18 protein-coding genes and 2 pseudogenes are annotated in these 24,562 nt (G+C 62.7%); 12 read left to right on the plus strand and 8 right to left on the minus strand.

Going from position 1 to position 24,562, the window contains the following annotated elements; genetic code table 11:
* Positions 1–38: 38 nt before the first annotated feature.
* The 3 genes from DLM46_RS23830 to DLM46_RS23840 form a co-directional block, all read right to left on the minus strand.
* Complete coding sequence (locus tag DLM46_RS23830; protein WP_115104620.1) at positions 39–1,091, minus strand: ABC transporter substrate-binding protein; 1,053 nt, start codon at positions 1,089–1,091, stop codon at positions 39–41.
* A gap of 46 nt (positions 1,092–1,137) precedes the next feature.
* Complete coding sequence (locus DLM46_RS23835) at positions 1,138–2,046, minus strand: TauD/TfdA dioxygenase family protein (RefSeq protein ID WP_425274011.1); 909 nt, start codon at positions 2,044–2,046, stop codon at positions 1,138–1,140.
* Positions 2,047–2,271: 225 nt separating this feature from the next.
* Entirely contained in the window at positions 2,272–3,819 is a 1,548-nt protein-coding gene (locus DLM46_RS23840) for an MFS transporter (protein WP_244306346.1), read from the minus strand.
* A gap of 384 nt (positions 3,820–4,203) precedes the next feature.
* On the opposite strand from DLM46_RS23840, the gene DLM46_RS23850 reads away from it, so the two are divergent.
* From DLM46_RS23850 to DLM46_RS23880, 7 genes are all read left to right on the plus strand, one after another.
* Entirely contained in the window at positions 4,204–4,503 is a 300-nt protein-coding gene (locus DLM46_RS23850; protein WP_115104492.1) for a helix-turn-helix domain-containing protein, read from the plus strand.
* A 2-nt stretch (positions 4,504–4,505) separates the two neighbouring features.
* Positions 4,506–5,744 carry a type II toxin-antitoxin system HipA family toxin gene (locus DLM46_RS23855; RefSeq protein WP_115104495.1) on the plus strand — a complete coding sequence of 413 codons (1,239 nt, stop codon included), beginning with the start codon at positions 4,506–4,508 and terminating at the stop codon, positions 5,742–5,744.
* A gap of 339 nt (positions 5,745–6,083) precedes the next feature.
* Positions 6,084–7,088, plus strand: coding sequence for a sugar ABC transporter substrate-binding protein (locus DLM46_RS23860; RefSeq protein WP_115104497.1), 1,005 nt, complete (start codon positions 6,084–6,086; stop codon positions 7,086–7,088).
* Positions 7,089–7,178: 90 nt separating this feature from the next.
* Positions 7,179–8,165 (plus strand): ABC transporter permease, encoded by a 987-nt coding sequence (locus DLM46_RS23865; protein WP_115104500.1) that lies wholly within the window; start codon positions 7,179–7,181, stop codon positions 8,163–8,165.
* Between the two features lie 211 nt (positions 8,166–8,376).
* Complete coding sequence (locus tag DLM46_RS23870; RefSeq protein ID WP_115104502.1) at positions 8,377–9,180, plus strand: ATP-binding cassette domain-containing protein; 804 nt, start codon at positions 8,377–8,379, stop codon at positions 9,178–9,180.
* 33 nt (positions 9,181–9,213) lie between these two features.
* Complete coding sequence (locus tag DLM46_RS23875) at positions 9,214–10,440, plus strand: ROK family transcriptional regulator (protein ID WP_115104505.1); 1,227 nt, start codon at positions 9,214–9,216, stop codon at positions 10,438–10,440.
* 537 nt (positions 10,441–10,977) lie between these two features.
* On the plus strand, positions 10,978–12,423 hold the full coding sequence (locus tag DLM46_RS23880; protein WP_115104508.1) for a purine-cytosine permease family protein: 1,446 nt from the start codon (positions 10,978–10,980) through the stop codon (positions 12,421–12,423).
* A gap of 170 nt (positions 12,424–12,593) precedes the next feature.
* On the opposite strand, the gene DLM46_RS23885 is transcribed toward DLM46_RS23880, so the two are convergent.
* Both DLM46_RS23885 and DLM46_RS23890 read right to left on the minus strand, forming a co-directional pair.
* A complete protein-coding gene (locus DLM46_RS23885; protein ID WP_115104510.1) occupies positions 12,594–15,671 on the minus strand; it encodes a transglycosylase domain-containing protein in 3,078 nt (1,025 codons plus the stop codon).
* Between the two features lie 171 nt (positions 15,672–15,842).
* Positions 15,843–16,169 (minus strand): annotated as a pseudogene (locus DLM46_RS23890) (LysR substrate-binding domain-containing protein); the annotation flags it as partial.
* On the opposite strand from DLM46_RS23890, the pseudogene DLM46_RS23895 reads away from it, so the two are divergent.
* The 3 genes and pseudogenes from DLM46_RS23895 to DLM46_RS23905 all read left to right on the plus strand — a co-directional run.
* Positions 16,161–16,685: pseudogene (locus DLM46_RS23895) on the plus strand (dihydrodipicolinate synthase family protein); the annotation flags it as partial. The pseudogenes DLM46_RS23890 and DLM46_RS23895 sit on opposite strands and share 9 nt — an antisense overlap.
* A 144-nt stretch (positions 16,686–16,829) precedes the next feature.
* The gene (locus tag DLM46_RS23900; protein WP_115104512.1) at positions 16,830–18,116 is read left to right on the plus strand and encodes an NAD(P)/FAD-dependent oxidoreductase; all 1,287 of its coding nucleotides are present in this window, start codon (positions 16,830–16,832) and stop codon (positions 18,114–18,116) included.
* 118 nt (positions 18,117–18,234) lie between these two features.
* Entirely contained in the window at positions 18,235–18,930 is a 696-nt protein-coding gene (locus DLM46_RS23905) for a TetR/AcrR family transcriptional regulator (RefSeq protein ID WP_115104515.1), read from the plus strand.
* A gap of 98 nt (positions 18,931–19,028) precedes the next feature.
* Here the strand turns inward: DLM46_RS23905 and DLM46_RS23910 are convergent, their stop codons facing one another.
* The 3 genes from DLM46_RS23910 to aroQ all read right to left on the minus strand — a co-directional run bounded on the left by DLM46_RS23910 (position 19,029) and on the right by aroQ (position 21,771).
* Positions 19,029–20,399 carry an MFS transporter gene (locus DLM46_RS23910; protein WP_115104517.1) on the minus strand — a complete coding sequence of 457 codons (1,371 nt, stop codon included), beginning with the start codon at positions 20,397–20,399 and terminating at the stop codon, positions 19,029–19,031.
* 65 nt (positions 20,400–20,464) lie between these two features.
* Positions 20,465–21,319 carry a shikimate dehydrogenase gene (locus DLM46_RS23915; protein WP_115104520.1) on the minus strand — a complete coding sequence of 285 codons (855 nt, stop codon included), beginning with the start codon at positions 21,317–21,319 and terminating at the stop codon, positions 20,465–20,467.
* Complete coding sequence (gene aroQ / locus DLM46_RS23920) at positions 21,316–21,771, minus strand: type II 3-dehydroquinate dehydratase (RefSeq protein WP_115104521.1); 456 nt, start codon at positions 21,769–21,771, stop codon at positions 21,316–21,318. The genes DLM46_RS23915 and aroQ overlap by 4 nt, the downstream gene beginning before the upstream one ends.
* A gap of 329 nt (positions 21,772–22,100) precedes the next feature.
* Here aroQ and DLM46_RS23925 point away from each other — a divergent pair, with 329 nt between their 5' ends.
* Positions 22,101–23,984 (plus strand): bifunctional sugar phosphate isomerase/epimerase/4-hydroxyphenylpyruvate dioxygenase family protein, encoded by a 1,884-nt coding sequence (locus DLM46_RS23925; protein WP_115104523.1) that lies wholly within the window; start codon positions 22,101–22,103, stop codon positions 23,982–23,984.
* A 219-nt stretch (positions 23,985–24,203) separates the two neighbouring features.
* Entirely contained in the window at positions 24,204–24,536 is a 333-nt protein-coding gene (locus DLM46_RS23930; protein WP_115104525.1) for a hypothetical protein, read from the plus strand.
* The last annotated feature ends 26 nt before the right edge of the window (positions 24,537–24,562 follow it).

Below are 24,562 nucleotides of genomic sequence, written 5' to 3' on the forward strand. Positions count from 1 at the left end.
CCGTTGAAGGTCCGGCGAAGTTGAAGGAGAACGCCATGTCAGCCCCCCGCCGCGGTCGCCGGGTCGTCGAAGAAATAGTCCTTCCACGACTTCGGCTCGTTCCTGATCGCCCCGACGCGATACATGAACTGCGCGAGGCCCAAAGTATTCTGCGGCGCGACCTTGAACTGCACCTGCGGATTCCTGATCACTTTCAACAGCAGATTGCGGTCGATCTTCGATTGATTCGTGCGGATGTAAATATCGGCGGCGGCATCCGGATTCGCGGTGATGAAGCGCGCCGCGTCGGCCAGCGCATCGACGAACGCACGGTAGGTCTTCGGATTGCTGTCGCGGAATTTTTCGGTCGCGTACAGGACCGTTGCGGAACTCGGGCCGCCCAGCACGTCGTACGAATTCAGCACGATATGCGCCTTCGGATTGCCGGCCAGTTCCTGCTCCTGAAACGGCGGATTGCCGAAATGCCCACTGATTTCCGTACCGCCTGCGATGATCGCCGCGGCCGCATCAGGATGCGGCAACGCCTGCGTCAGCTTGTCGAGCCGGTTGTAATCCTTGTCGCCCCAACGCTTCGCCGCAGCGTATTGCAGCACGCGCGATTGCACCGAGACGGTGACAGCCGGCACCGCAATGCGGTCCTTGTCGGTGAAATCGGCAATCGTCTTCACATCGGGATTGTTGCTCACGAGGTAATACGGCAGATTGCCCAGCGACGCGACGCCCTTCACATTCTGCTTGCCGTGCGTGCGGTCCCAGATTGTCAGCAACGGACCGACGCCGGCGCCCGCGATATCCACCGCGCCCGAAAGCAATGCATCGTTGACGGCGGCGCCGCCCGACACTTTCACCCAGTCGACCTTGATATCGAGCCCCTGCTTGCGCCCTTCCTTCTCGACGAATTGCTGATCGCGCGCCACGTTCAGCAGCAGATAGACGATGCCGAACTGCTCGGCAATGCGGATCTGCCCTTCGGCATGCGCGGGCACGGCCGCTGCCAGGCCGGCCGCGCCCATCGACAAGCTCAGAATTGTTGCGGTCAAACGGCGAGCAAAGGACGACCGCGCAGCGGTCGGGCGAAACTTGGCGAGCATCGGAACTCCGGTCAGCGTGTAATGGTTGAAGCGGGCGAAGTTGCCGTCAGAACGGCACATCGCCTTCGATAGTCGTGCGATAGAGCTTGCGGCGCAGATGGTCCGGCGTGCCGGCGGCGAGATGCATCAACGAACGGTTGTCCCAGAACACCATGTCGTGCTCGGCCCACCGATGCCGGTACAGATGCTCGGCACGCACGCTGTGCGCAAAAATCTCCTCGAGCAACTGTTTGCTCTCGCCTTCGGGCAGGCCGATCACGCGGGTCGTGAAATGCTCGCTGACGAACAGCGCTTTACGCCCCGTCTCCGGATGCGTGCGCACGATCGGCTGCACCACCGGCTTCACTTGCGCGATCTGCTCCGCGGAAAGATTCGGCCGCCACGGGCTGCGTTTCTGCAATTCCGCGTATTTCGCGAGATACGTATGCTCTGCCGAGCGCCCCTGCACAGCGCTGCGCAAATGTGCGGGCAAGGTGTCCCACGCGAGGTGCATGTTGGCGAACAACGTGTCGCCGCCCTCCGACGGCAATTCCTGCGCATGCAGCAGCGAACCCAGGCTCGGCTTTTCCTTGTACGACAGATCGGAATGCCAGTAATGGCCCGCGTCGCCCAGACCGATCGGCTGGCCGTTCTCGACGATGTTCGAGACGACCAGCACCTCCGGATAACCCGGCAACTGGAATTGATGAAGCACGTGAATCTGCAGCGGACCGAAGCGGCGGCTGAACGCAATCTGCTGATCCGGCGTGATGCGTTGATCGCGAAACACCAGCACATGGTGATCGAGATGTGCGCGGTGAATGCGCGCGAAATCTTCGTTGCTCAGCGGCTGATCGAGATCGAGACCCAGCACTTCTGCGCCGACGGGGCCGTCGAACGCGCGAATCTCGATACGCGAGGCCGGGTTGGCGCGGCCGGGGTCGCTGGCGGCGATGGGTGCAATGGCAGTCGTCACAGGAAACTCTTCGTCGAATCTGTTCGGAGGACGCCCACGAGGGCGCAGTCAGACGAATTTACCGGCGCGCGGCCGCGGCGACAACGAAGCAAATCCGATACGGTTATCTGCTGGAGTGATAAACGCGATGCTCTAACGCGATGCGGACGAATGCGCCGCATTCAAGGCGCCCGCAGCTTTGCCCGTTGATGGACCCGCGTGTCCTCGTTACAGCCGCCCCGGCCGCTAATCGGCGACAAAACCGTCGCGATTGGGCATGACCACACGCGGTAGCGTTGCTGCATCGAGTCGCGTATCCGCCGGCACGAGATAGTCCTCGCCGTCGATGTCGTAATTCGACGGTTCCCAGCGAATCAGCGAAAGAAACAGCAGCGACGTCAGCGGCGCAATCGCGATGACCCAAAACACCTTGGTGCCGAGCGCGGCAGCCAGCACGGGGAACAGAAACAGCGAAATCGTCGATGCGGACCGCACGAGGGTCTGATTGAAACCGACACCGATACCGCGCAACGAGGTCGGATAGCTCAGCGATGCATACGTCATCGAATGGGAGCCTGGGCCGAAGCCCTGCCCGAACAGGTAGGCGCCGAGCAAAAGAATCGCCAGCACGACCAGCACGCCGCTGCCCGGCTTGCCGATCAAGGCAAGACCGATCAGCGACACGAACTGCAGCGAGTGCCCCAATACGGTCATCTTCCACGCGCCGACGCTCGGCGCAGTCTTTACGCCGATCAGGCCGCCGACGAACGCGAACGCCAGATTCAACGCCAGCGCGGCGATGATCGTCGTGAGCGGCCCCTGATGGAAGAAGCTCGCAATGATCACCGGCAAGCCGAAAATGATCGCGTTGTAGCCGAACGACGAGGCACTGCCGATCACCGCGGCAAGAATCGTGCGGCGACGGTACGTCGCATTGAACAGCACGCCGTAGTTGCGCCACGACGCGGCGCGCGGCGCTTTGACCGGCTCGGTGCTGTGCTCCACCACGGCGTCGATGCCGTATGAACGCTTCAGAATCCGCGAGGCTTCTTCGAGATCGCCCTGATTGGCGGCCCACACCGGCGATTCGCTGATATAGCGGCTTCGCACCAGAATGATCACGATCGCCGGCACCGCGCCGAACGCGAGCGTCAGGCGCCACAGCCAGCCAAGATGCGCATCCGGCAAAATCCCGTAGAGCCCGAGGATCAGCACATAGCAGGTACTGGTGGCCGCATACCACGCCGGGCACCACGCGGCGACACTCGCCGCCTTGTTGCCCTTGCCCGCCACGCGAGAGAACTCCGCAAGGAAAGCCATCGCCACCGGCAAGTCGAGCCCCACGCCGAAGCCCATCAGGAAGCGCGCGCCGCCGAGCACCCAGGCGTTCGGCGCGAGTCCGGCGGCAATGGCCGCGACCACGAAGAACAGCATATCGGCCATGAACACCCGGTATCGTCCGATGCGGTCGGTCAGATAGCCGCCGAACAATGCGCCGAGAATCGCGCCGAACGTAATCGCCGACGACAGGAAGCCGACCTGCACCGGACTCAGCGCAAACTCGCGCGCGATGTCTTTCACGCCGTAGGCGAGCGAGGTGAGATCGTAGGCATCGAGAAACACGCCGCCCAACGCGATGGCGATCACCACCCGCGCATTGCTGCCTTTCGCGGCGCCCGCGTTGACAAGACGCGACACGTCTTGCGCGGAGCGGATGATGTGGGAAGCGGAAACACCGGCAGTGTGCGCGGCTGAGGAGTCGATTGCACTCGACGGATAGGCAACGGTAGACATGATGTTGAGCTTCGCGTGAGGGACCGAAAATCAGGCCATCCTAAAGGCCCTCGACACGCCGGCAAAACGACCATTTCAGATATGCAAATCAGTTCGATGTATGGAGCACGCGCGCCTGTTTCATCAATGCACTTTGGGGAAACCGTGACGATCGGCGAGCAGGTCCAGTGCTCGGTGCGTATCGGTCACGAAGCACTTATCGCCGAGTTTAATTGCATCATATACGGTGCATTTCTAAAAAAATATGACCAATTTCGTTACAAATGCATCGTATATGATTCGTTAATCTTGATTTCCATTTTGCATCAAATATAATGCACAAAGATCTTAAAGATGCATCAATTCAGGCATCTTAAAATTTTATGCATTACATACGGTGCAATCATGGACTTCAGTGAAATTGGCAAAGCGATTCGTGCCGCCCGCAAGGCGAAGGGCCTGAGCCAGGAGCTGGCTGGCAGCCCGTTGCGAATGAGCCGGGCCACCATTTCGGGCATCGAGAACGGCACGGTCAGCGAAGTCGGCATCCGAAAAGTCATGGCGCTTTGCGATCAGCTCAACCTGGAACTGGTCGTCCGGCCGCGAGAGCAAAAGCTGCTGAGTTGGGATGAGCAGCTTGCCGAGAATGAGCGCCTGAAGCTGGCAACGCTCAATGCAACGCGTACCTCGGCGCAGCGGGACTGATCATGTACGTCTTCAACAATAGCAAGCCGATCGGCATCCTTGACCGAAGCGCGCTCGAGGCCAATTGTTACGTCTTCAACTATCTTCCTGAGGCGACACCGGCAGACAAGGTGTCGCTGATGATGCCGGTCGGACCCGACCAGTTCAAGATCTACAGCCATCTGCATCCGATCTTCCAGTCGAACATTCCGGAAGGCTATCTGCTCGACAGAGTGATGCGGATGCTGCGCGGAACCGCAGCCTACCCCGACGAGTTCTCGGTTCTTCAGGTGGTCGGGCATTCGCAGATCGGCCGCCTTCGCTACGCGGAGACTTCGACCCGTGTCGAGGCGGCGCCCAACCTGCAACTCTCCAGCCTGCTCGCGAAGCCCGGCACGGAGGGTCTGCTCGAAAACATCTTCGAGGAATATGCGACCTACTCCGGCGTCGCCGGCGTGCAACCCAAAGTACTCGTGCGCGCGGTAGACGAGACCCGGCCGAACCATCTCGCGGTGCGCGGCACCACGCACATCGTCAAGTCGTTCGACCCGGCCGTTTTTCCGGGGCTGGCCGCAAACGAGTTCTTCTGCATGCGCGCCGCGGAGATTGCGGGATTGCCTGTGCCGCGTGTATCGCTATCCGACGATGGCGCGCTGCTGATCGTAGAACGTTTCGATCTGGCGCCGGAAGGTCACTATCGCGGCTTCGAGGACTTCTGCTCCCTCTATGTGATGCCGACTAGCGATAAATACGAGTCCACGTACGAGCGTATCGCCAGGCGCATCAAAGAGATGGTTTCGCCGCAAAACAAGGCTGAAGCGCTGTCGCAGTTCTTTACGTCGGTCGCGCTGTCTTGCGCGCTGCGTAACGGTGACGCGCACCTAAAAAACTTCGGCGTCCTGTATGACGATCCGCTCGAAGACGTTCGTCTTGCGCCCGCGTTCGACATCGTGTGTACGCAAGCCTATATCCCCAATGACCCGATGGCTCTGACGCTCAACGGTACGAGCCGTTATCCGAAGCACAGCGAGCTGATGAAATTCGGCCGGCTGGCCTGCGATCTGTCCGCCGCGCGCGTTCGCCATGCGCTCGATGCAGTCGCGCACGGCGTTCAGCAAGCCACGCCTGAACTGCACGACTATGCCGCCGCGCATCCCGAGTTTGCCGAGGTCACCCATGCAATGACGGTTGCATGGGAAAGCGGCCTGAATCTCACTTGCCGCGCAGACGACCGGCCGCTCTTTTTGCTGTCGGATCGATAAGAGGCTAACCCCTCGCGAAAATCCCATTCAGCATTCAGTTAACTCTCGATCGAGCCAGGACTTTCCCCAATCCCGGCGCTTCCATCTTGCAGTGCACCACTCCCCCAAAGCCTCGCCAGATAAGTCGTACCGCCATTCCGACGAAACCGGCGCGTCATCCTCCCAGCTGATCGCTTTCTTGACGAGCGCCCACGCGCCTGCTTTATTAAATCAACTCGAATGATTTAGGTGGTCCGATTCGGATTGCCATCGAGTCGCACCAGGTTGCAAACGCGCAGCGCTCGCGTGCCCAACCGCCCGCGTTCACCACATCGTTGCCAATAACCGGAGGAGCGTTTCATGAATCTGAATTCCCGCAGGCATCCCGTCGCCAGGAAAATCGTGTCGATGTGCGTCGCGGCGTCCGCCGTGTGGTGCGCGAGCGCCACCCACGCCGCCGATCAGCCGGTCGTCGGCCTCATCACCAAGACCGACACCAACCCGTTCTTCGTGAAGATGAAACAGGGTGCCGAAGCCGCCGCCGCGAAAGACGGCGCCAAGCTGCTCACCGCGGCCGGCAAGTTCGACGGCGACAACGCAAGCCAGGTCACCGCGATCGAAAACATGCTGACGGCCGGCGCAAAAGCGATTCTGATCACGCCGAGCGATACCAAGGCCATCGTGCCGAGCATCAAGAAAGCGCGCGCCGCCGGCGTGATGGTGGTCGCGCTCGACACGCCCACCGATCCGCAAGACGCCACCGACGCCCTCTTCGCCACCGACAACTTCAAAGCCGGCGTGCTGATCGGTCAATACGCAAAGGCCGCGCTGAACGGCAAGCCCGCCAAGATCGCCACCCTCGATCTCGCACCCGGCGTATCGGTCGGCGTGCTGCGCCATAACGGCTTCCTGCAAGGCTTCGGCGTGAAGGAAGGCGATCCCTCGGTGGTCTGCAGCCAGGACACGCGCGGCGACCAGTCGAAGGGTCAGACGGCGATGGAAAACTGCCTGCAGAAGTCGCCCGACATCAACGTCGTCTACACGATCAACGAACCTGCCGCGGCCGGCGCTTATCGTGCGCTCAAAGCTGCCGGCAAGGACAAGAGCGTGATGATCGTCTCGATCGACGGCGGCTGCGAAGGCGTGCGCAACGTGAAGGCCGGCGCGATCGCCGCGACGTCGCAGCAGTATCCGCTGAAGATGGCCTCGCTCGGCGTGACGGCAGGCGTCGACTACGCGAAGACCGGCAAGAAAGTCTCCGGCTACCAGGACACCGGCGTCACGCTCATCACCGATAAGGCGATGTCCGGCGTCGACAGCAAGGACTCGAAGTTCGGCCTCGACAACTGTTGGGGCAACAAGTAACGCAACACAGTACGGCGGCCCGCCCGCTGGGCCGCCACCAGACTTGCCGCGCGGCCTGTCAGCCACGCTTATGCATCGAGGACACCCATCATGTCGACTCCCTCCGCGCCTGCCGGCCACTCGCGCCACTTGACCGACCGTTTGCCGTCGCTCGCCGAAATCGGCCCGCTGATCGCATTGGTGCTTGCCTGCGCCTTTTTCATCTCGCAGAGCGGCCGCTTCCTGTCGTTCCAGAACCTGTCGCTGATCCTGCAGCAGACCATGGTGGTCGCCGTCATCGCGATCGGCCAGACGCTGATCGTGCTCACCGGTGGCATCGACCTGTCATGCGGGATGGTGATGGCGTTCGGCTCGATCATCATGACCAAATTCGCGGTCACGCTCGGCGTGCCGCCGGTGCTCGCGATTCTGTGCGGCATCGCCGCGAGCACGTTGTTCGGCGCGCTCAACGGCGTGCTGATCACACGCATCAAGCTGCCCGCGTTCATCGTCACGCTGGGTACGCTGAACATCGCCTTCGCGCTCACGCAGATCTATTCGAATGCGGAGAGCGTGTCGAACCTCCCGGACGCGATCATGTTCTTCGGCAACACCTTCAAGCTCGGCCCCGCCGAAGTCACGTACGGCACCGTGCTCACGCTGTTGATGTATCTGGCGACGTGGTTCGTGTTGCGCGACACGGTCCCGGGCCGGCATCTGTACGCACTCGGCAATAACGCCGAAGCCGCACGCCTGATGGGCCTCTCGTCGCAGAAAATCCTGCTTACGGTGTACTCGCTGGCCGGCGCGATCTACGGCATCGCCGCGCTGCTGTCGGTGTCGCGCACCGGCGTCGGCGATCCGCAGGCCGGGCAAACGGAGAATCTCGACAGCATCACCGCGGTAGTGCTGGGCGGCACGAGTCTGTTCGGCGGACGCGGGTCGATTGTCGGCACGCTGCTCGGCGCGCTGATCGTCGGCGTGTTTCGCAACGGCTTGACGCTGATCGGCGTCTCTTCCGTCTACCAGGTGTTGATCACCGGCATGCTGGTGATTCTCGCGGTCGCCGCGGACAAACTCTCTCATCGTCGCGGTTGATCATCCAACCGCAATTATCTTGCATGGGGCCTGAGTAAGCGCTATGGGACCAGAGTAAGCGCTGAAGCGCCAACTCTGGTCGACAGCGTTGCATGGGACCTGAGTAAGCGCTAAAGCGCTAACTCAGGTCGACACGCTAACTCAGGCCGACAGCGTTGCATGGGGCCTGAGTAAGCGCTAAAGCGCTAACTCAGGCCGACAGGAGCCAGTCATGTCGACACCTACACCTACTTCCGCTTCGGCCGCGATGCCCGTATTGCAGGCGCTCGGACTCGTCAAACGCTACGGCAACGTCACCGCGCTCGACGGTTGCGATTTCGAAGTGCTGCCCGGCGAGATTCTCGCCGTGATCGGCGACAACGGCGCGGGCAAATCGTCGTTGATCAAGGCCCTTTCCGGCGCCACGGTGCCGGATGAAGGCGAGATTCTGCTCGATGGCAAGCCAGTCAAATTCCGCAGCCCGTTGGATGCACGCGCTCAAGGCATCGAAACCGTGTATCAGGAACTCGCGGTAGCGCCCGCAATGAGCATCGCCGAAAACCTGTTCCTTGCCCGCGAACTGCTCAAGCCCGGCTGGCGCGGTTCGCTCTTCAAGATGATCGACAAGCGCCGCATGCTGGAGGAAGCGACCTCGCATATGAAAGACTTGCAGATCGGCATCCGCTCGATGCGCCAGGCGGTCGAGACCCTCTCCGGCGGTCAGCGTCAAGGCGTGGCGGTGGCGCGCAGCGCGGCATTTGCGCGGCACGTGGTGATTCTCGACGAGCCCACCGCCGCGCTCGGCGTGAAGGAAGGCAACATGGTGCTCGAACTGATCCGGCGCGTGCGCGACCGCGGTCTGCCGGTGATCCTGATCAGCCACAACATGCCGCACGTGTTCGAAGTCGCCGACCGCATTCATATTCAGCGGCTAGGCCGGCGCGCCGCGCTGGTCAACACCAAAGACATCCACATGTCCGAGGCTGTCGCGATCATGACGGGCGCGAAGGCAGCGGACGTCAAGGCGATTGCATAATGTGTTCATCCAGCTGAGCGGCGGCACACGACGATGGAATCCACCAGCACCCGCTCCCGCCTCAAACGCACGATCGGTTCGAACCAGGTCGGCATGCGGCAGTTCAACGAGCGGATCGTGTTGCAGACGATCCGCTTGCACGGACCGCTTCCCAAAGCCGAGGTGGGCCGCCTCACGCGCCTGTCGATGCAGACGGTCTCGATGATCGTCGAGCGCCTGATCGAAGACGGCCTGCTCGAGAAGCAGGCGCGCGTGCGCGGCAGGATCGGTCAGCCCTCGGTGCCGATCGCCTTGCATGCCGAAGGGGCCTACACCATCGGCGTCAAGGTGGGGCGCCGCAGTCTCGACGTGCTGGCGATGGATTTTGCGGGCCACGTGGTGAGCCGCGATGTATTCGAGTACGCCTATCCCGATCCGCGCACCCTGTTCCCCGCGCTCGAAAGCAAACTGGCGCGCGTGAACCAGACGCTCGGCGCGAAAGCGAACAAGGTGGTCGGCGTGGGCGTGGCCGCGCCGCTGTGGCTCGGCGGCTGGCGCGACTTTCTCGGCGCGCCGCCCGACGCTCTGGAAGCCTGGAACGAAATCGACTTGCGCAGCCGCGTCGCAACGATGACCGGTTTGCCCGTCGAGTTCGCCAAAGACACCACCGCCGCCTGCGCCGCCGAACTCGTGATGGGCCAGGGCCGCGGGATTCACAATTTTCTGTATCTGTTCGTCGGCACGTTTATCGGCGGCGGGCTGGTGATCGACGGTCGTTTGCACGGCGGACCGCATGACAACGCCGGCGCCGTCGGTTCGATTCCGCTTCGCGACGGCACTGCGCACAAGCCTGCCCGGCAATTGCTGCACGCGGCATCCGGCTTCGTGCTCGAACAGTTGTTGAGCGATGCGGGTGCGCCGCCGGCCGCGGCGCACGACCATCGCGCGCTGTCGCCGGAGTGGTGGCGGCAGACCGAGCAGTGGCTCGACACCGCCTGCCCGGCGATCGCCAACGCGCTGACCAATGCCGCGGCGCTGCTCGACCTGGAAGCGGTCGTGATCGACGGCGAACTCGACCGGCAGCTGGTGCGCGAAATCATCCGCCGTACCGAGCGTGTGCTCGATCGTTTCGAGTGGGAAGGCATGGTGCGTCCGCAACTGCTCGAAGGCACCATCGGCGCCGATGCGCGCGCAATGGGCGGCGCGATTCTGCCGCTCTACGCGCACTTCGCGCCGGTGCATGAACTGTTTCTCAAGCCGGCGGTAGACGCCGATTACTAGGGTCTGTTGAGATTCAAGCTAGCCAGACGGCGGTAGCAGCCATTGCGTCGAGCGGCACGATGGCGAGCGCCGGCACGGTCAACTGCACGTTGACGCTGTGCGCGCTGTCCATGAGGCTCGCAGATAAGTGTTCCGACCATATTTAATGGTTCCCGAGCCCTCGACAAACGCGTGTGCGCAGCAAACTGCTGACGTGGCGCCGCGCGGGCGGTTCAAACCCTCGCGAAATTAGCCTTGTATAGACAAATTGAATATTTGTCTGCCGGCGCGCGCCGCCCCAAAAGACTCGAAATACACGTATTTTTCCTTTATGCGTAAGCTTGGCAAGCGCGTTCTATCGACTCGAAGAGCAGTTGACCTTTCGGGTAAACGATAGAGAAGTTAACTTGTCTAGACATTTTGATTCGCATAAAGTCCACATCGGATCGTCAGCTGCCGTCCGGTGGCGAAGATCGGGAGACCCGCGAAACTGCGATCGGTCGATTGTCCAGAATTGGCGGCACGCGAACGACGCGGCGCCTGGTTAAGAGGATTTCCATGTCTGTCTCCAATGACGGCGCGCGAGTTCGCGTCATCGCCGAGCGCCGCACCATCGACTACATTCCCGACGCCGAACGTCATGGCGGCCTCTTCAGCCAGTTCACCCTGTGGCTCGCGGCCAATCTGCAAATTACGGCCATTGTCACCGGGGCGCTTGCTGTGGTTCTGGGCGGCGATGTGTTCTGGTCGCTGATCGGCCTTCTGGTGGGACAGATGATCGGTGGCGGGGTCATGGCGCTTCACGGCGCGCAAGGTCCGCAACTCGGCTTGCCGCAAATGATTTCGAGCCGCGTGCAGTTCGGCGTTTACGGCGCGGTGATTCCCATCGTGCTCGTCTGCATCATGTATGTGGGGTTCTCCGCCAGCGGTTCCGTGCTGGCCGGCCAGGCCGTCGCGCAATTGCTGCACGTGGACGACGCGGTCGGGATCGTCGTGTTCACCGCGGTCATCGTCGCATTCACGGTGATCGGCTATCGCGTGATTCACGGGGTTGGACGGATCGCAAGCGTGGTCGGCGTCCTTGCGTTTGTCTACATGTTCGCCCAACTCCTCATTGGGCACGATATCTCCGCACTGCTCGCCAACCGTCACTTCACGCTCAGCAGCTTTTTGCTCGCGATATCTTTGTCCGCCTCGTGGCAGATCGCATTCGGTCCCTATGTTGCCGACTATTCGCGCTACCTGCCGCGCACGACGTCCCCGCGCAAAACCTTCTGGGCTATTTCACTCGGCGCGGTGATCGGCGCGCAGGTCTCGATGGTGTTCGGCGTGTTCGCCGCCGCGCTCGCCGGCAAGCAGTTCCCGGGACATGAAGTGTCGTTCGTCGTCGGCCTGGGTTCCACCGGCACGATCGCGGCCCTGCTCTACTTCGCCATCGCTTTCGGCAAGATCACCATCACTACGCTGAACGCTTACGGCAGCGTGATGTCGATCGCGACGGTCATCAGTGGATTTCGAGGCGAAAAAAGCCTGTCGGGACGCAGCAGACTCGCCTATATCCTGGGCATGGTCGGCATAGCAATGTGGCTTGCTCTCGCCGGCCGCCATGCATTCCTGAAGGAGTTCTCCTCGTTCATCCTGTTCCTGCTCGCGTTCTTCACGCCGTGGAGCGCGATCAACCTGGTCGACTACTATTTCATCACCCGCGACCGTTACGACGTGCCGGCGCTCTACGATCCGAACGGGCGCTATGGGCGCTGGAATGTAACCGGCATCCTCGTTTATATGGTCGGCGTGCTCGTACAGTTGCCGTTCATTTCAAGCGCGTTCTATACGGGGCCGCTCGTCGACCTGCTCGACGGTACCGATATATCGTGGATCGTCGGACTGGCCGTACCCGCCGTGCTGTACTTCGTCGCGGCGCGTCGCGCCGCACACCACGCACCTGCCCATCTGATCCTGCCGACCGATCCGGCACACGCTGCCGAACTGGTCACGAAGTAAGCCGGCGCGGCGCACTCCGCGCGCGCCGCGTCTCCATTGCATTGACCGTCGTCGCGCTCACCGCTTCGTGCGAGCGCGACGACGCGCGTCGTGCAGGTCGGCGTCGTGCATCGGTTCCAGATCCTATGTTGCGGGAGTCTCAACACGCGCAATGAGCGCGCAATGAGCGCTCATTGCGTGACGACCTTCGTCACGGCGGCGGTTGTCGTGGGCTGTTCTTCCAGCAACGGCTGCAACACCGGCGCGAGCGACTTCAGCAGCTGCACCGAGAGTGCGCTCGTGAACTCGTAACGCGCCGCATAGGGTTCATGCACCCACGCGGTCAGCGTGCCGTAAAAGCGGTCGCCTATCACGAACACGAACGTTGCGCTGCGGTTCACCTTGCGCGACTCGATCAAACGCGCGCCTTTGGCGAACACGTTGAAGCGCTGATCGCCGGTACCCGTCTTGCCGTACACCTCGAATGTCTGCCCATTGGGGAAGGTCATGCCCTGCGCGAGGCGCCTGGCTGTGCCGCCCGTCACGACGTCGCGCAGCAGCCCTCTCACCACGCCGGTAATTTCCGGCGACAGCTGCTGTTGCGGCGCCACGGCCGCGCGCTTGAAATGCGTTTCGTACGGCGTGTCTTTCGCGAAGTCGAGTTGCGTGAGGCTTTCGGTCGGCACCTTGTTGCCGCCGTTGGCGATCACGCCGATCAGTTGCGCAAGGGCGGCCGGCCGGTCGCCCGACGCGCCGATCGCCGCCGCATACGACGGCGTGAGCGTCGCGAACGGATAGCCGAGCGCCTGCCACGATTTGCCGATCGCATCGAACGCGCGCTGTTCGACTATCCGCTTGATGCGCCGATCCTGGGTCGCGTGATAGCGCGTCTTGAAGAGCCACGAGTAGGTGGAAAGACGCACGTCGCGGCTCGCACTCTGAATCTGGTTGAGCGTCACATCCGGATGCTCGCGCAGATAGTTGACGGTCCACAGCTCGAGCGGATGAACGCTCGAAATGTAGCCCCGGTCGTTCAGATTGAAGCGGTCGATCGCGTACTTGTCGTAAAGATTCGCGAGATCCTCGTCGTCCAGCATGGAAGCGGCCGGCGTGTTCTTCAACGCGGCGCGCATCTTCGCGTTGAACCACGCGTTGGATTCATCCGGCGCCACGCTGCGCAGTACGGTTGCTACCTTGGGCGGCGATTTGCGCACGCCGAGCAGCAACAACGCCAGCGCCTGGTCGGGCGTCTTGCCGTGATACTTCGTGTAGAAACGGTTCATGTACACGCGGCTTTCCTGATCCGCGAAACGCGTCAGATACATCTTGCGCGCCGCCGGATCGCCGAGCCATTGCGACGACGGCCCGGTGGTCTGAACCATCTCGTAGTGGACGATATCGCGCATCAGGCGCACGAACACCAGATTCACCGAATGCTGGAACGCCCGGTGTACGGTCAGGATGCGGCCGTTGTCATCGGCTTCGAAATTGTTGAAGGTCTGCGCGCCGCCGCCGGTGTAGAACGTTTCGCCGGGGCTCGCCGAATATTTGCGTTCAACGGCCGCATCGAGCATCGCCTGCAACGAGCGGTCCGAGGTATGCGACAGGTAGTCGAGAGCCCAGTGCGTCAGTCTGTCGTTGGGATCGGGTTTGACTGCTTTCAGCTCCGCTATGCTCAGCGGTGCATAACGCGCATGCAACTCGGAGACGATCTGCAAATACGTCACGAGAGTGCGCAGTTTCGCGGTGGAACCGAGATTCAGACGCGCGCCGGAATTGATATCGAACGGCTGATTGACGCTGTCGGTTTGCACCCGCACGAGGTTCGCGCCGTCGCGCCGTTCGAACAACGTGAAGCTATAGGCGATTCGCGACGGATCGTCCGACGCGCGCAGCATTTCGTATCCCACCAGGCCGGCGGCTTTGGCGCCGTCGCGCGTCGCCGCGGCGGCAAGCCGTTCGCTGACCGCCTGCTGCACAGAATTGTTGAGCGTGCCCGTGGCCTGCAGATCGAGCCGGTCGAGTTCATAGAAGCTCGGGATGCCAAGCGCGGTCAATAGATGCGAGCGCATCGACGTCACCGCCTTGCGCGCCACGAACGAATCCGCGTTCTGCGTTCTGGACGCGTGGTGCAATTCCACTTGCGCTGACAGCGCGGCGTCGCGCAGCGGGATCGGGATGACGCCGTTGCTCCCCAGCAAGCGCAAATAACTATCCGTCAGACGCTGAAGCTCGCCATAGCCGTGATTCAGGAAATACGACGGCGCACGTTGCGCGATCATCAGCGACAGCACCTGGCGGAAAGCGATGCCTTGCCCGGCGAGATTATCCGGCGTCGGCGGCGCGTTGAGGATGCGGTTCACGTCGTTGAAATCGCGTCCGTACCACGCGGCAAGACCGTCGCCGATCCCGTTGATTTCGCCGATGCCCGGTTGCGCGGCCAACGGCACCGAGTTCAGATAGTGCACGACGATCTGCTGGCGCGCGGGCATCGTCTGCGGGCCGTTCAGATAGGCGCGCACCGAGGCCGACGCGATTTGCCGCAATTTTTCCGGCGGCGTTGCCGTGCGGCCGCCGGCCGAGTGACGGAACTTCTCAATCTGCGTAGCGAGCGTGCTGCCGCCGGGCGTCGACTGATGGCGGTTGAACACGCGTGCGCCCTGGTCGGCCAGCGCGCGGCTAAAACGTCCCCAGTCGATTGCCGGGTTGCGGTTCGGCTGATTCGGGTCGAGCAGATAGCGGTCTTCGATAAACAGCAGCGAGCTCACGACAAGCGGCGGAATCGCGTCGAAGTCGTCATAGACGTTGCCCGGAAACTGTGCACCAAAGAGTGGCGTCCCGGTGCCGTCGAAGAGTTGCAGCCCGGCCTGATCTTTTTCGGCGTAAGGCAGAAACAGGCCGTAATCCGCCAGCGACAGCATCCGCTCGGAATCGCGCGCCTGCGAACGGATTTCAAAGCCGCGTTCGAGGAGGCGCTGCTGGAACGACGGCAGCAAAGCGTAGCCAAGGCGGCTGTCGTAAGGACCGTGATCGGCTAACGGAAAGCGGATGGAATGACTTGGACCGTCGGCGACGGAGAAACCGACATCGCTCGTCAGTTCGGATAGATAGCGCGCCTGCAATCGCGAGGTTTCGATTTCGACCTGGCAAAAGCGTGCCGCGAACGCCAGCGCAAGCAAAAATGCCGCTGCCAGCCCCCATTTGAGCCACTTCCAAACGGGTGCCCTACCCGCCGCGCGAAGCGGAAACCGAACCAGTGGCCGATTCATGGCTACTCTCCGAGGAGGGGCGCCACACTGCAAAGTCAGGCGCACCTTTGAATCAGTTTAGCGCGGAACCGATGGGCATATTTGGTTCGGTTTACCCGAGAGTGTCGCGGCGGCAACACACTTTCGCGAGGCGTGGCGGAGCGCCAATTGCCATGCGCTATTAAGGACCTTTCACGCACCGAAAAACCGTTGTTTCAGGCGGTTTTGCGTACTTTGTTCCGCTACTTTCTGTCCACGCAACAACTGGATAAACTGCTCGGCCGCCGGCGAGAGCACGCCGCCCTTGCGCGTCACAATGCCGAAGGTCTGCGAAGGCGACTTCAGTTTGACCGGCACCGCGCGCAGCATTTTTTGCCGGACGAACATTTCGGCGATATCTGTAGGTAAAAGCGACACCCGATCGGGACTGCATTGCAGTAATGCGACCGTCACAAATGTGGAGGCGGTTGAAATCGGGTTTTCCGGCATGTCGAGTCCAGCCAGATCCATCTCCCTTTTCCGATCATGATCCGGGACGCGCCGGTCAGCGGCACGGCGCTCAGCGCGCCGTTCCTCGCCCGGCTGGCGCGCGAACTGCAAAGCGTGTCGTACTTCAAGATCGACGTGCCGCAAGCGGTGAACAAACTGCGCGAGCTGATCGAGCTGGGCGGCGATGCGATCGTCGGTCCGTGAGACGGTGAAGAAGCGATCACCTTGATAGCCGATCTCGATGCGGGCGCAACCGCTTCGATGACCGGCGGCGGCTATGCCGACGGCATCCGCCTGATCGTCGACGCCTACGCCGCGGGCGATGCCGAAGCGGCCGCCGCGCACTATCAGCAATGGCTGCCGCTCATCAACTACGAGAACCGCCAGGGCGGTCTCGCGTCGTGCAAGGCATTGATGAAGGAAGGCGGCGTGATCCGCTCGGACGCGGTGCGCCATCCATTGCCGCCGATGCATCCGGCCACGCGTGAAGGCTTGCTGAAGGTCGCGCGCCGGCTCGCTCCGCTGGTGTTGCGCTGGGGCAGGTAACTGGATAAAGCGGTCTTGCGGGCCGGCATTCGCGGGATGCGGATGCCGGCCTGTGTTTTGTCGATGGCTTCATCCATGCAGCGCGCTGCTGCTACCCGAGGTAAAGGCTGGACGTGTGCGTGAGATTGCCGCTAACCTAGCTGCATGCAAAACTTTTACGAAGCCACCGTCACCCGCCCTGAACATGCTCCACTGTCCGGCCGCCGCAGCGCCAACGTGTGCATCATCGGCGGCGGGCTGGCGGGTTTGTCGACAGCGCTGGGACTCGCCGAGCGCGGCGTCACCGAGGTGGTCGTGCTCGAGGCCGAGCAAGCGGGCTTCGGCGCATCGGGGCGCAACGGCGGATTCGTGTTCGGCGGCTACAGCCTCGATTGCGCCGATCTGCTGAAAACCCTGGGCCCGGCCCGCGCGCGCGAACTCTATACGCTGACCACCGACGCCGTCGATCTGATGCGCCGACGTATTCAACGCTACGGCATCGACTGCGACGCGACGGATGCCGGCGTGATCCTCGCCAACTGGTTCGACGAACCCGCGCGGCTCGAAACGCAGCGGCGCTTGATGCAGGAATCGTTCGGCGTCGAATGGGAGCCCGTTGCGGCGGCGCGGCTTGCCGAGCAACTGAAGACGAGCCGTTATCACGGCGGCCTGTTCGAGCGCAACGCGTTCCATTTTCATCCGCTGAAATACGTACTCGGCGTCGCCAGTGCAGCGGCCGGCGCAGGCGTGCGGATCTACGAGAAATCGTCTGTCAAACGCTTGCAGCGCGAGGGCGCCGGCTTTGTCGTGCACACGTCGCACGGCGCGATCGAAGCGCGCCACGTCGTGATGGCGGGTGGCGGCTACGCGCGCAACGTGTATGCCAGGGTCGAGCGCGCGGTGCTGCCGATTGCCACCTACGTGATGGCCACCGAACCGCTCGGCGCGCGCCTGAAAGACGCGCTCGACACCTCAGCCGCTGTCTACGACACGCGCTTCGCCTTCGACTATTACCGCCCGCTGCCCGACACGCGCATCCTGTGGGGCGGCCGCATCTCGGTGCGCGACCGCGCGCCGGAGATCATCGCGCACCTCCTGCGGCGCGATCTGCTGAAGGTCTATCCGCAGTTGCGCGACGCGCGTATCGAGTACGCATGGGGCGGCCTGATGAGCTACGCGCGGCACAAGATGCCGCAAATCGGCCGCAGCGCGGACGGCGTCTGGTACGCGGTCGGCTTCGGCGGTCATGGGATGGCGCCGACCACCGTCTCCGGCGAATTGCTGGCGGCGGCGATCTCCGGCGAACGGCCGGTGCCCGAAGCGTTCGCCACGTTCGGGCTGACGCCCGCGTACGGCGCACTCGGTCTGGCCGCCGCGCAGCTGACCTATACCACGATGCAAACGCGCGACGCGCTCGCCGCCCGGCGCCGCGCCCCGCGTGCCGCGCCGTGATGCCGTCCGATATGCCGTCCGATATGCCGCCCGATACGCCGCCGCTTGTGCCCGGAACCCGCTCCGGACGGCCATTTCGCCATGCTAGAATGCGCCGTCACTGCCGCTCGAATACACAATGAAAAAGGGAAGCAAGGCCGCCGAGCCTGATACCAACGGCATCCCGTCCGACGCCCGGCGTAGCGACGCCCGACGCAAGTACGACCCCGAACAGACCAAGCGCAACATCCTCGACGTCGCGACCCAGGAGTTCTCGGCGATGGGGCTCACGGGCGCGCGCGTCGACGCTATCGCGGAACGCACCAACACCACCAAGCGCATGCTGTACTACTACTTCGGCAGCAAGGAAGGGTTGTATCAGGCGGTGCTGGAAAAAGTGTATGGCGACATTCGCACGCTCGAACAGGATCTGCACATCAGCGAACTCGATCCGGTCGAGGGCATGCGCGCGCTGGTGGAATTCACGTTCGACTATCACGACCGTCAGCGCGATTTCGTGCGTCTCATCACGATCGAAAATATTCACGGCGCGAAGTACGTCGAGCAGGTGAAGACATTCAAGAGCCGCAACGCCTCGGTCATTCATACGATCGAGGATCTGCTCCAGCGCGGCATCGCGGCGGGACAGTTTCGCAGCGACATCGATGCGATCGACCTGCATCTGCTGATCAGCTCGCTGTGCTTTCACCGCATCGGCAATCGCCATACCTTCGGTACGGCGTTCGGCCGCGATCCGTCGCATCCGCGCTTGCGCGCGCGGCATCGCGCGATGATCGTCGACGCCGTGCTGCGCTTCGTACGCAAGGAAGGCTGAAATAGAAAAAAGGGACGCGGCGATCCGCGTCCCTTTCGTTCTTTCACCGCGGCTTTCACCGCGGTTTGCGCAGCGGCTTTCACCGCATCAGGCGCCGCTCAATCCACCAGCACGATCCGCTTGATATCGCCGACGATAAAGATGTACGACAGTGCGCCGATCAACGCGACCGCACCGATGAACACCAGCGCGCCGACAAACGAGCCGGTTGCCGCGACGATGAATCCCACCACCAGCGGCGTCACGATGCCGGCCAGATTGGCCGCAAAATTGAAGATGCCGCCGGTCACACCGAGCAGGCCGTCGGGCGCGATGTCCGACACCAGCGTCCAGCCGAGCGCCGCCATGCCCTGCGCGAAAAACGCCACCGACAGAATCGCGATCACCGCCACGTTGCTCTCGACGTAGTTGGCGAGAATGATCGTCGAGGCGAGCAGCAGGCCGGCGATGATCGGCAGCTTGCGCGCCACGTTCGGCGACTTGCCGCGCCGCAGGAGCCAGTCGGAAAAGATGCCGCCGAACATCACGCCGATCGACGCGGCAATGAACGGCATGATCGCGAAGAAGCCGATCTTCAGCCACGCCATGTGGCGCTCCGTGGCGAGGTACGTCGGAAACCAGGTGAGGAAGAACACCAGCGTCGAATTGCCGGCGAACTGGCCGAGACAGATGCCGGTCAGTTGGCGATGCTTGAGCAGGCGGCCAATGGTGCGCCATTCGAAGCCGCTCGCGGCCTTGGCGGCGGAAGCCTCGGATGCGTCAGCCGCCTTCGTCCGATGCGTCAAGCCGCCACCCGCTTCGATATAGTCCAGCTCCGCCTTATTGGCCGACGGATGATCGCGCGGCTCGCGATAGAAGGCCCACCACACGAGACCGAACACGATGCCCACGCCGCCCACCACGTAGAACAGCGAACGCCAGCCGAACGCGCCCATCAGCGCGAACAGCAGCGGGCTGAAAAAAGCGAGGCCGATATATTCGCCGACGGTGTAGGTGCCGGTTGCCATCGCACGTTCGCTCTGCGGAAACCACGTCGCCACCACCCGGCTATTGGTCGGAAAACACGGCGCTTCCGTCACGCCGAGACCGAGCCGGAACACGAACAGCGCGCCGATGCTATGCACGAGCCCTTGCGCGAGCGTGCACAGCGACCAGAATGTCATCGACAGAAAATACGTGAGCTTGCTGCCGAAGCGGTCGAGAAACAGTCCGCCCGGGATCTGCGAGGCCACATAGCTCCAAGAGAACACGGAGAACAACAGCCCCATCAGCGCGGCATTGATGCCGAGCTCCTTGGTCAATTGCGGCGCCGCGATACCGAGCACCGTACGGTCCAGATAGTTGATCATGGTGCCGACCGCGAGCAGCGTGAGAATCTGAAAGCGGGCTCTCGAACGGCGTGTGGTGCTGGCCGCTGCATTTGCCGGCAGCGGTGCGGCGGCGGGATTGGATTGGATGGGTTGCGGCATGTAGTCTCCAGGTCTCTCTCTGATCTGCTCGTGTGGCGCTCGTGCGGCAGTTGCGGGCTGCCGAACTAGCGTCCCAGCAACGATTGGAAATGCGTGTACATGCGCTCGGCATCCGGTTCCAGTCCGGTGAAGATGCGCATTGCGTCGACGGCCTGATAAACCGCCATGCCGCCGCCGCTCAGCGTGCGGCAGCCGATCGCTTCGGCCGCCTGCAACAACGCGGTGCGAATCGGGAAATAGACGATATCGGCGACCCACAAGTCGCGGTGCAGCAATTCGACCGGCAACGGCAAACCGGGCAATTTCGCCATCCCGGTGGGGGTGGCGTGAATCAGGCCAGTGGCGGCTTTGAGCGACTCGGCAAGCGAGCCGCCAGCGTTCACCGTCGTCGCGGGGAAGCGCTTTTGCAATTCCGCGGCGAGCGACGCGGCGCGCGCGGCATCCACGTCGAACAACGTGAGCGTTTTCGCGCCCATCGTCAGCGCGGCATGGGCGACCGCCGCGCCGGCGCCGCCCGCGCCCAGCTGCACGACGCGCTCGAGCGACACATCCGGCAAACCGCGCTGAAACGCGCGGGCGAAACCGGACCAGTCGGTGTTGTGGCCGATGCGTTTGCCGTCTTTGAGCAAGACGGTGTTGACCGCGCGGAGCGCGCGCGCGTCGTCGGACAGTTCGTCGAGCAGCGGAATAACGCTCTGCTTGCACGGGTACGTGATGTTCAGGCCGTTAAAACCCATGCGCTCGGCCGCAACCAGCAGATCGGACAGCGCGCTGACGTCGAGCTTCAATGCTTCCAGATCGATGCGCCGGTAGACATAGTGCAGGCCGAGCCGGCTGCCTTCTTCCTCATGCATCGCAGGGGTCAGCGAGCCGCCGATCCCCGAACCGATCAAGCCGACAAGATAAGACTTCGTGTTCATTTAGCCGCCCTATTCTTAAGAATGGTTGCCATCCGTTCCAGCGCGAGCACGTAACCTTGCGTGCCGCAGCCGATGATGACAGCCTCGGCCACCGCCGAAACAAACGAGTGATGCCGGAACGCCTCGCGCCGATGCACGTTTGAAATATGCACTTCGATCACGGGCTTTTCGATCGCGCTGAGCGCGTCGGCGATCGCCACCGACGTGTGCGTGTAAGCCGCCGGATTGATCACGATACCGTCGACCTTGGTGCGCGCCTCGTGCAGCCAGTCGATCAGCTGATGCTCGGCGTTCGACTGGCAGAAGTCGACCGACAGGTCGAGCCGCTCGCCCGCGTCGCGGCAGAGTCGCGCGACGTCGTCGAGTGTTTCCGAGCCGTAGATGGCGGGTTCGCGCGTGCCCAGCAGATTGAGATTCGGCCCATTCAGGACCAGTACCGATGCAAAACTCATGACAACGACTCCTGCGAAGTGAGGCATAAAACGGGCCACGAGACGCGCCGCCTTTTTACAACGTGAGTGCAGTGTGCGCCCATTCCACGTCGTCGTCATTCGGGGTTTATCCGAATTTGTACGATCTAGTTAGTTTGTATAGACTTAGGGAAACTTGTGCTAGCGTGGGCCATTGCGGCCTGCGTCTTGCTGGCTTAAGGTAACGAAATAGATCATTTTTCGTATCGCAACATGATCGCCGCCAAGGCACGAAGGTACGCGTGCATGGACGCGGCCGCCGGTCCGCGCCCTCTTCAGTCGCCGTTTCACCGTTTTTGCAGGAGCCGTTCATGCAACGTTCGATTGCCACCGTCTCGATCAGCGGGACCCTTGTCGAGAAGCTGACCGCGATTCAGGCGGCGGGCTTCGAAGGCGTCGAGATCTTCGAAAACGACCTGCTGTATTTCGACGGCTCGCCGGCCGACGTGCGGCGCATCGCCGACGATCTCGGCCTGAAAATCATGCTGTTCCAGCCGTTCCGCGATTTCGACGGCGTGAGTGCGGAGCGCCTCGCGCGCAATCTCGATCGTGCGAAGCGCAAGTTCGACGTGATGCATGAGCTGGGCACGGAGCGCATTCTGGTGTGCAGCAACGTCTCGCCCGACACCATTTGCGACGACGCGCTGATGATCGATCAGCTCGGCGCGCTGGCCCGCGCGGCCGAGGCAGCCGGCGTGATCGCCGGTTATGAAGCGCTCGCCTGGGGCAAGCACGTGAAAACCTACCGGCATGCGTGGAAACTCGTCGACGCGGTCGATCATCCGAATCTCGGGCTCGTGCTCGACAGCTTTCATACGCTATCGCTGAACGATTCGGTGGACGCGATCGCCGGCATCCCCGGGGAGCGCATCGCTTTCGTGCAGATCGCCGACGCGCCGAAGCTGGCCATGGACGTGCTCGAATGGAGCCGCCACTACCGCTGCTTCCCGGGCCAGGGCGACTTCGACGTGGCGGGTTTTACCGCGCAGGTCGTCAAAACCGGCTACAAGGGTCCCCTTTCGCTCGAAATTTTCAACGACGGTTTTCGCGCCGCGCCGACCACCATCACCGCCGCGGACGGTCATCGTTCACTGCTGTTCCTCGAGGAGCAAACCCGCGCGCTGCTCGAATCCACCCAGCAGCCGGTCGGGCAGCTTTATCAGCCGCCCGCCGTGCCCGCGCACGTCGGCTATCAGTTCCTCGAATTCGCCGTCGACCACGCGACCCGCGCGCAACTCGTCGACTGGCTCGGCAAGCTGCGCTTTCGCCAGGCCGGCCAGCATCGCTCGAAAGATGTGACGCTGTATCAGCACGGCGCGGCGTCGATCGTGCTGAACGCCGAACCCGATTCGTTCGCCAACGCGTTCTTCCAGCAGCACGGTTTGTCGCTGTGCGCGTCGGCCTTTCGCGTCGACGATGCGAACCAGGCATTCGAGCGCGCCGCCGGTTTCGGCTACGCGCCGTTCTCCGGCCAAATCGGTCCGAACGAGCGCGTATTGCGCGCCGTGCAGGCGCCCGACGGCAGCCTGAATTATTTCGTCGACGAAGCGCCGGGCCAGCCCACGCTGTTCGAGGCCGATTTCGTCCTGACCGACGTCAACGGTCCAAGCGAAGTGGGTCCGCTCACTCGCATCGACCACGTCTGCCTGTCGGTGCCGGCGAATTCGCTGGATACGTGGGTGCTGTTTCTGAGAACCGCCTTCGGTTTCGAAGCCGAGCCTGGCGTGCTGGTGCCCGATCCTTACGGGCTGGTGCGCAGCCGCGCGCTGCGCAGCCGCGACGGCTCGGTGCGCATCGCGTTGAACGCGTCGGTCGACCGGCACACGGCGGTGGCCGAGGCCTTGCACACCTATCATGGCTCCGGACTGAACCACGTCGCGTTCAGCACCGGCGACATCTTCAGCGCGATCCCCGAATTCGTCGCCGACGGCGTGCCGGTGCTGCGCATCCCACGCAACTACTACGAGGATCTCGCCGCCCGCTACGCGCTGCCAGACGAGACGCTCGACGCGCTGCGCACCCACAACATCCTGTACGACCGGGACGAACGCGGCGGCGAATTTTTCCACGCCTATACCGAACTGCTCGACCAGCGCTTTTTCCTCGAAATCGTCGAGCGGCGCGGCGGCTACGACGGCTATGGCGCGGCCAACGCGGCCGTGCGGCTCGCGGCGCAGGCGCAGCGCCGGAAGTAAGCGGCGAGGCGCAGCGCCAGCTGGCGCCCTGCGTGGTGCAGTTGTTTGACAACCATGACCAGAGCGTCAATGGAATCGGTTCGTCCGGCGGAGCACGGCTCGGGCGAGCCCGCCGCACCGATATAATGGCGGTTGATCCGCGGTCCGGTGCAGCGCGGCGGCGCCTTTGGCCTGGCACCGCGCGCCAAGCGCGGGCCGGACCGAAACGCCAGGAGAGATATGAAGAAGTTTGCCGTCGTGCTGTCAGTTCCCCTGCTCTTTAGCGCTTGCGCGTACTTTCAGAAGAACCCGGATGCCGGCGAGCCCGTCACCGACAAAAACACGCAGCGCTCGGTCAACGACGTGGTCGCCTGCCTGACGCAGGTGGCGACCAGTCACAACGCCGCGTTCAAGTCGACGGCGATCCCGCAGGGCCAGATGCTCGACTTCGGCGATTCGAATATTGTCAAGGTGCGCAGCGACAATGGCGCGACCACTTACCGCTTCTACGCGGGCAAGCGCCATGTCGGCAATCTGTGGATCGAGGCGGCCAGCAAAACCTGCGCGCCGTGAGGTAAGGAGCGGCAAGTGTAACGTTG

The sequence above is a fragment of the Paraburkholderia lacunae genome (assembly GCF_003353175.1).
Classification (GTDB): Bacteria; Pseudomonadota; Gammaproteobacteria; order Burkholderiales; family Burkholderiaceae; genus Paraburkholderia; species Paraburkholderia lacunae.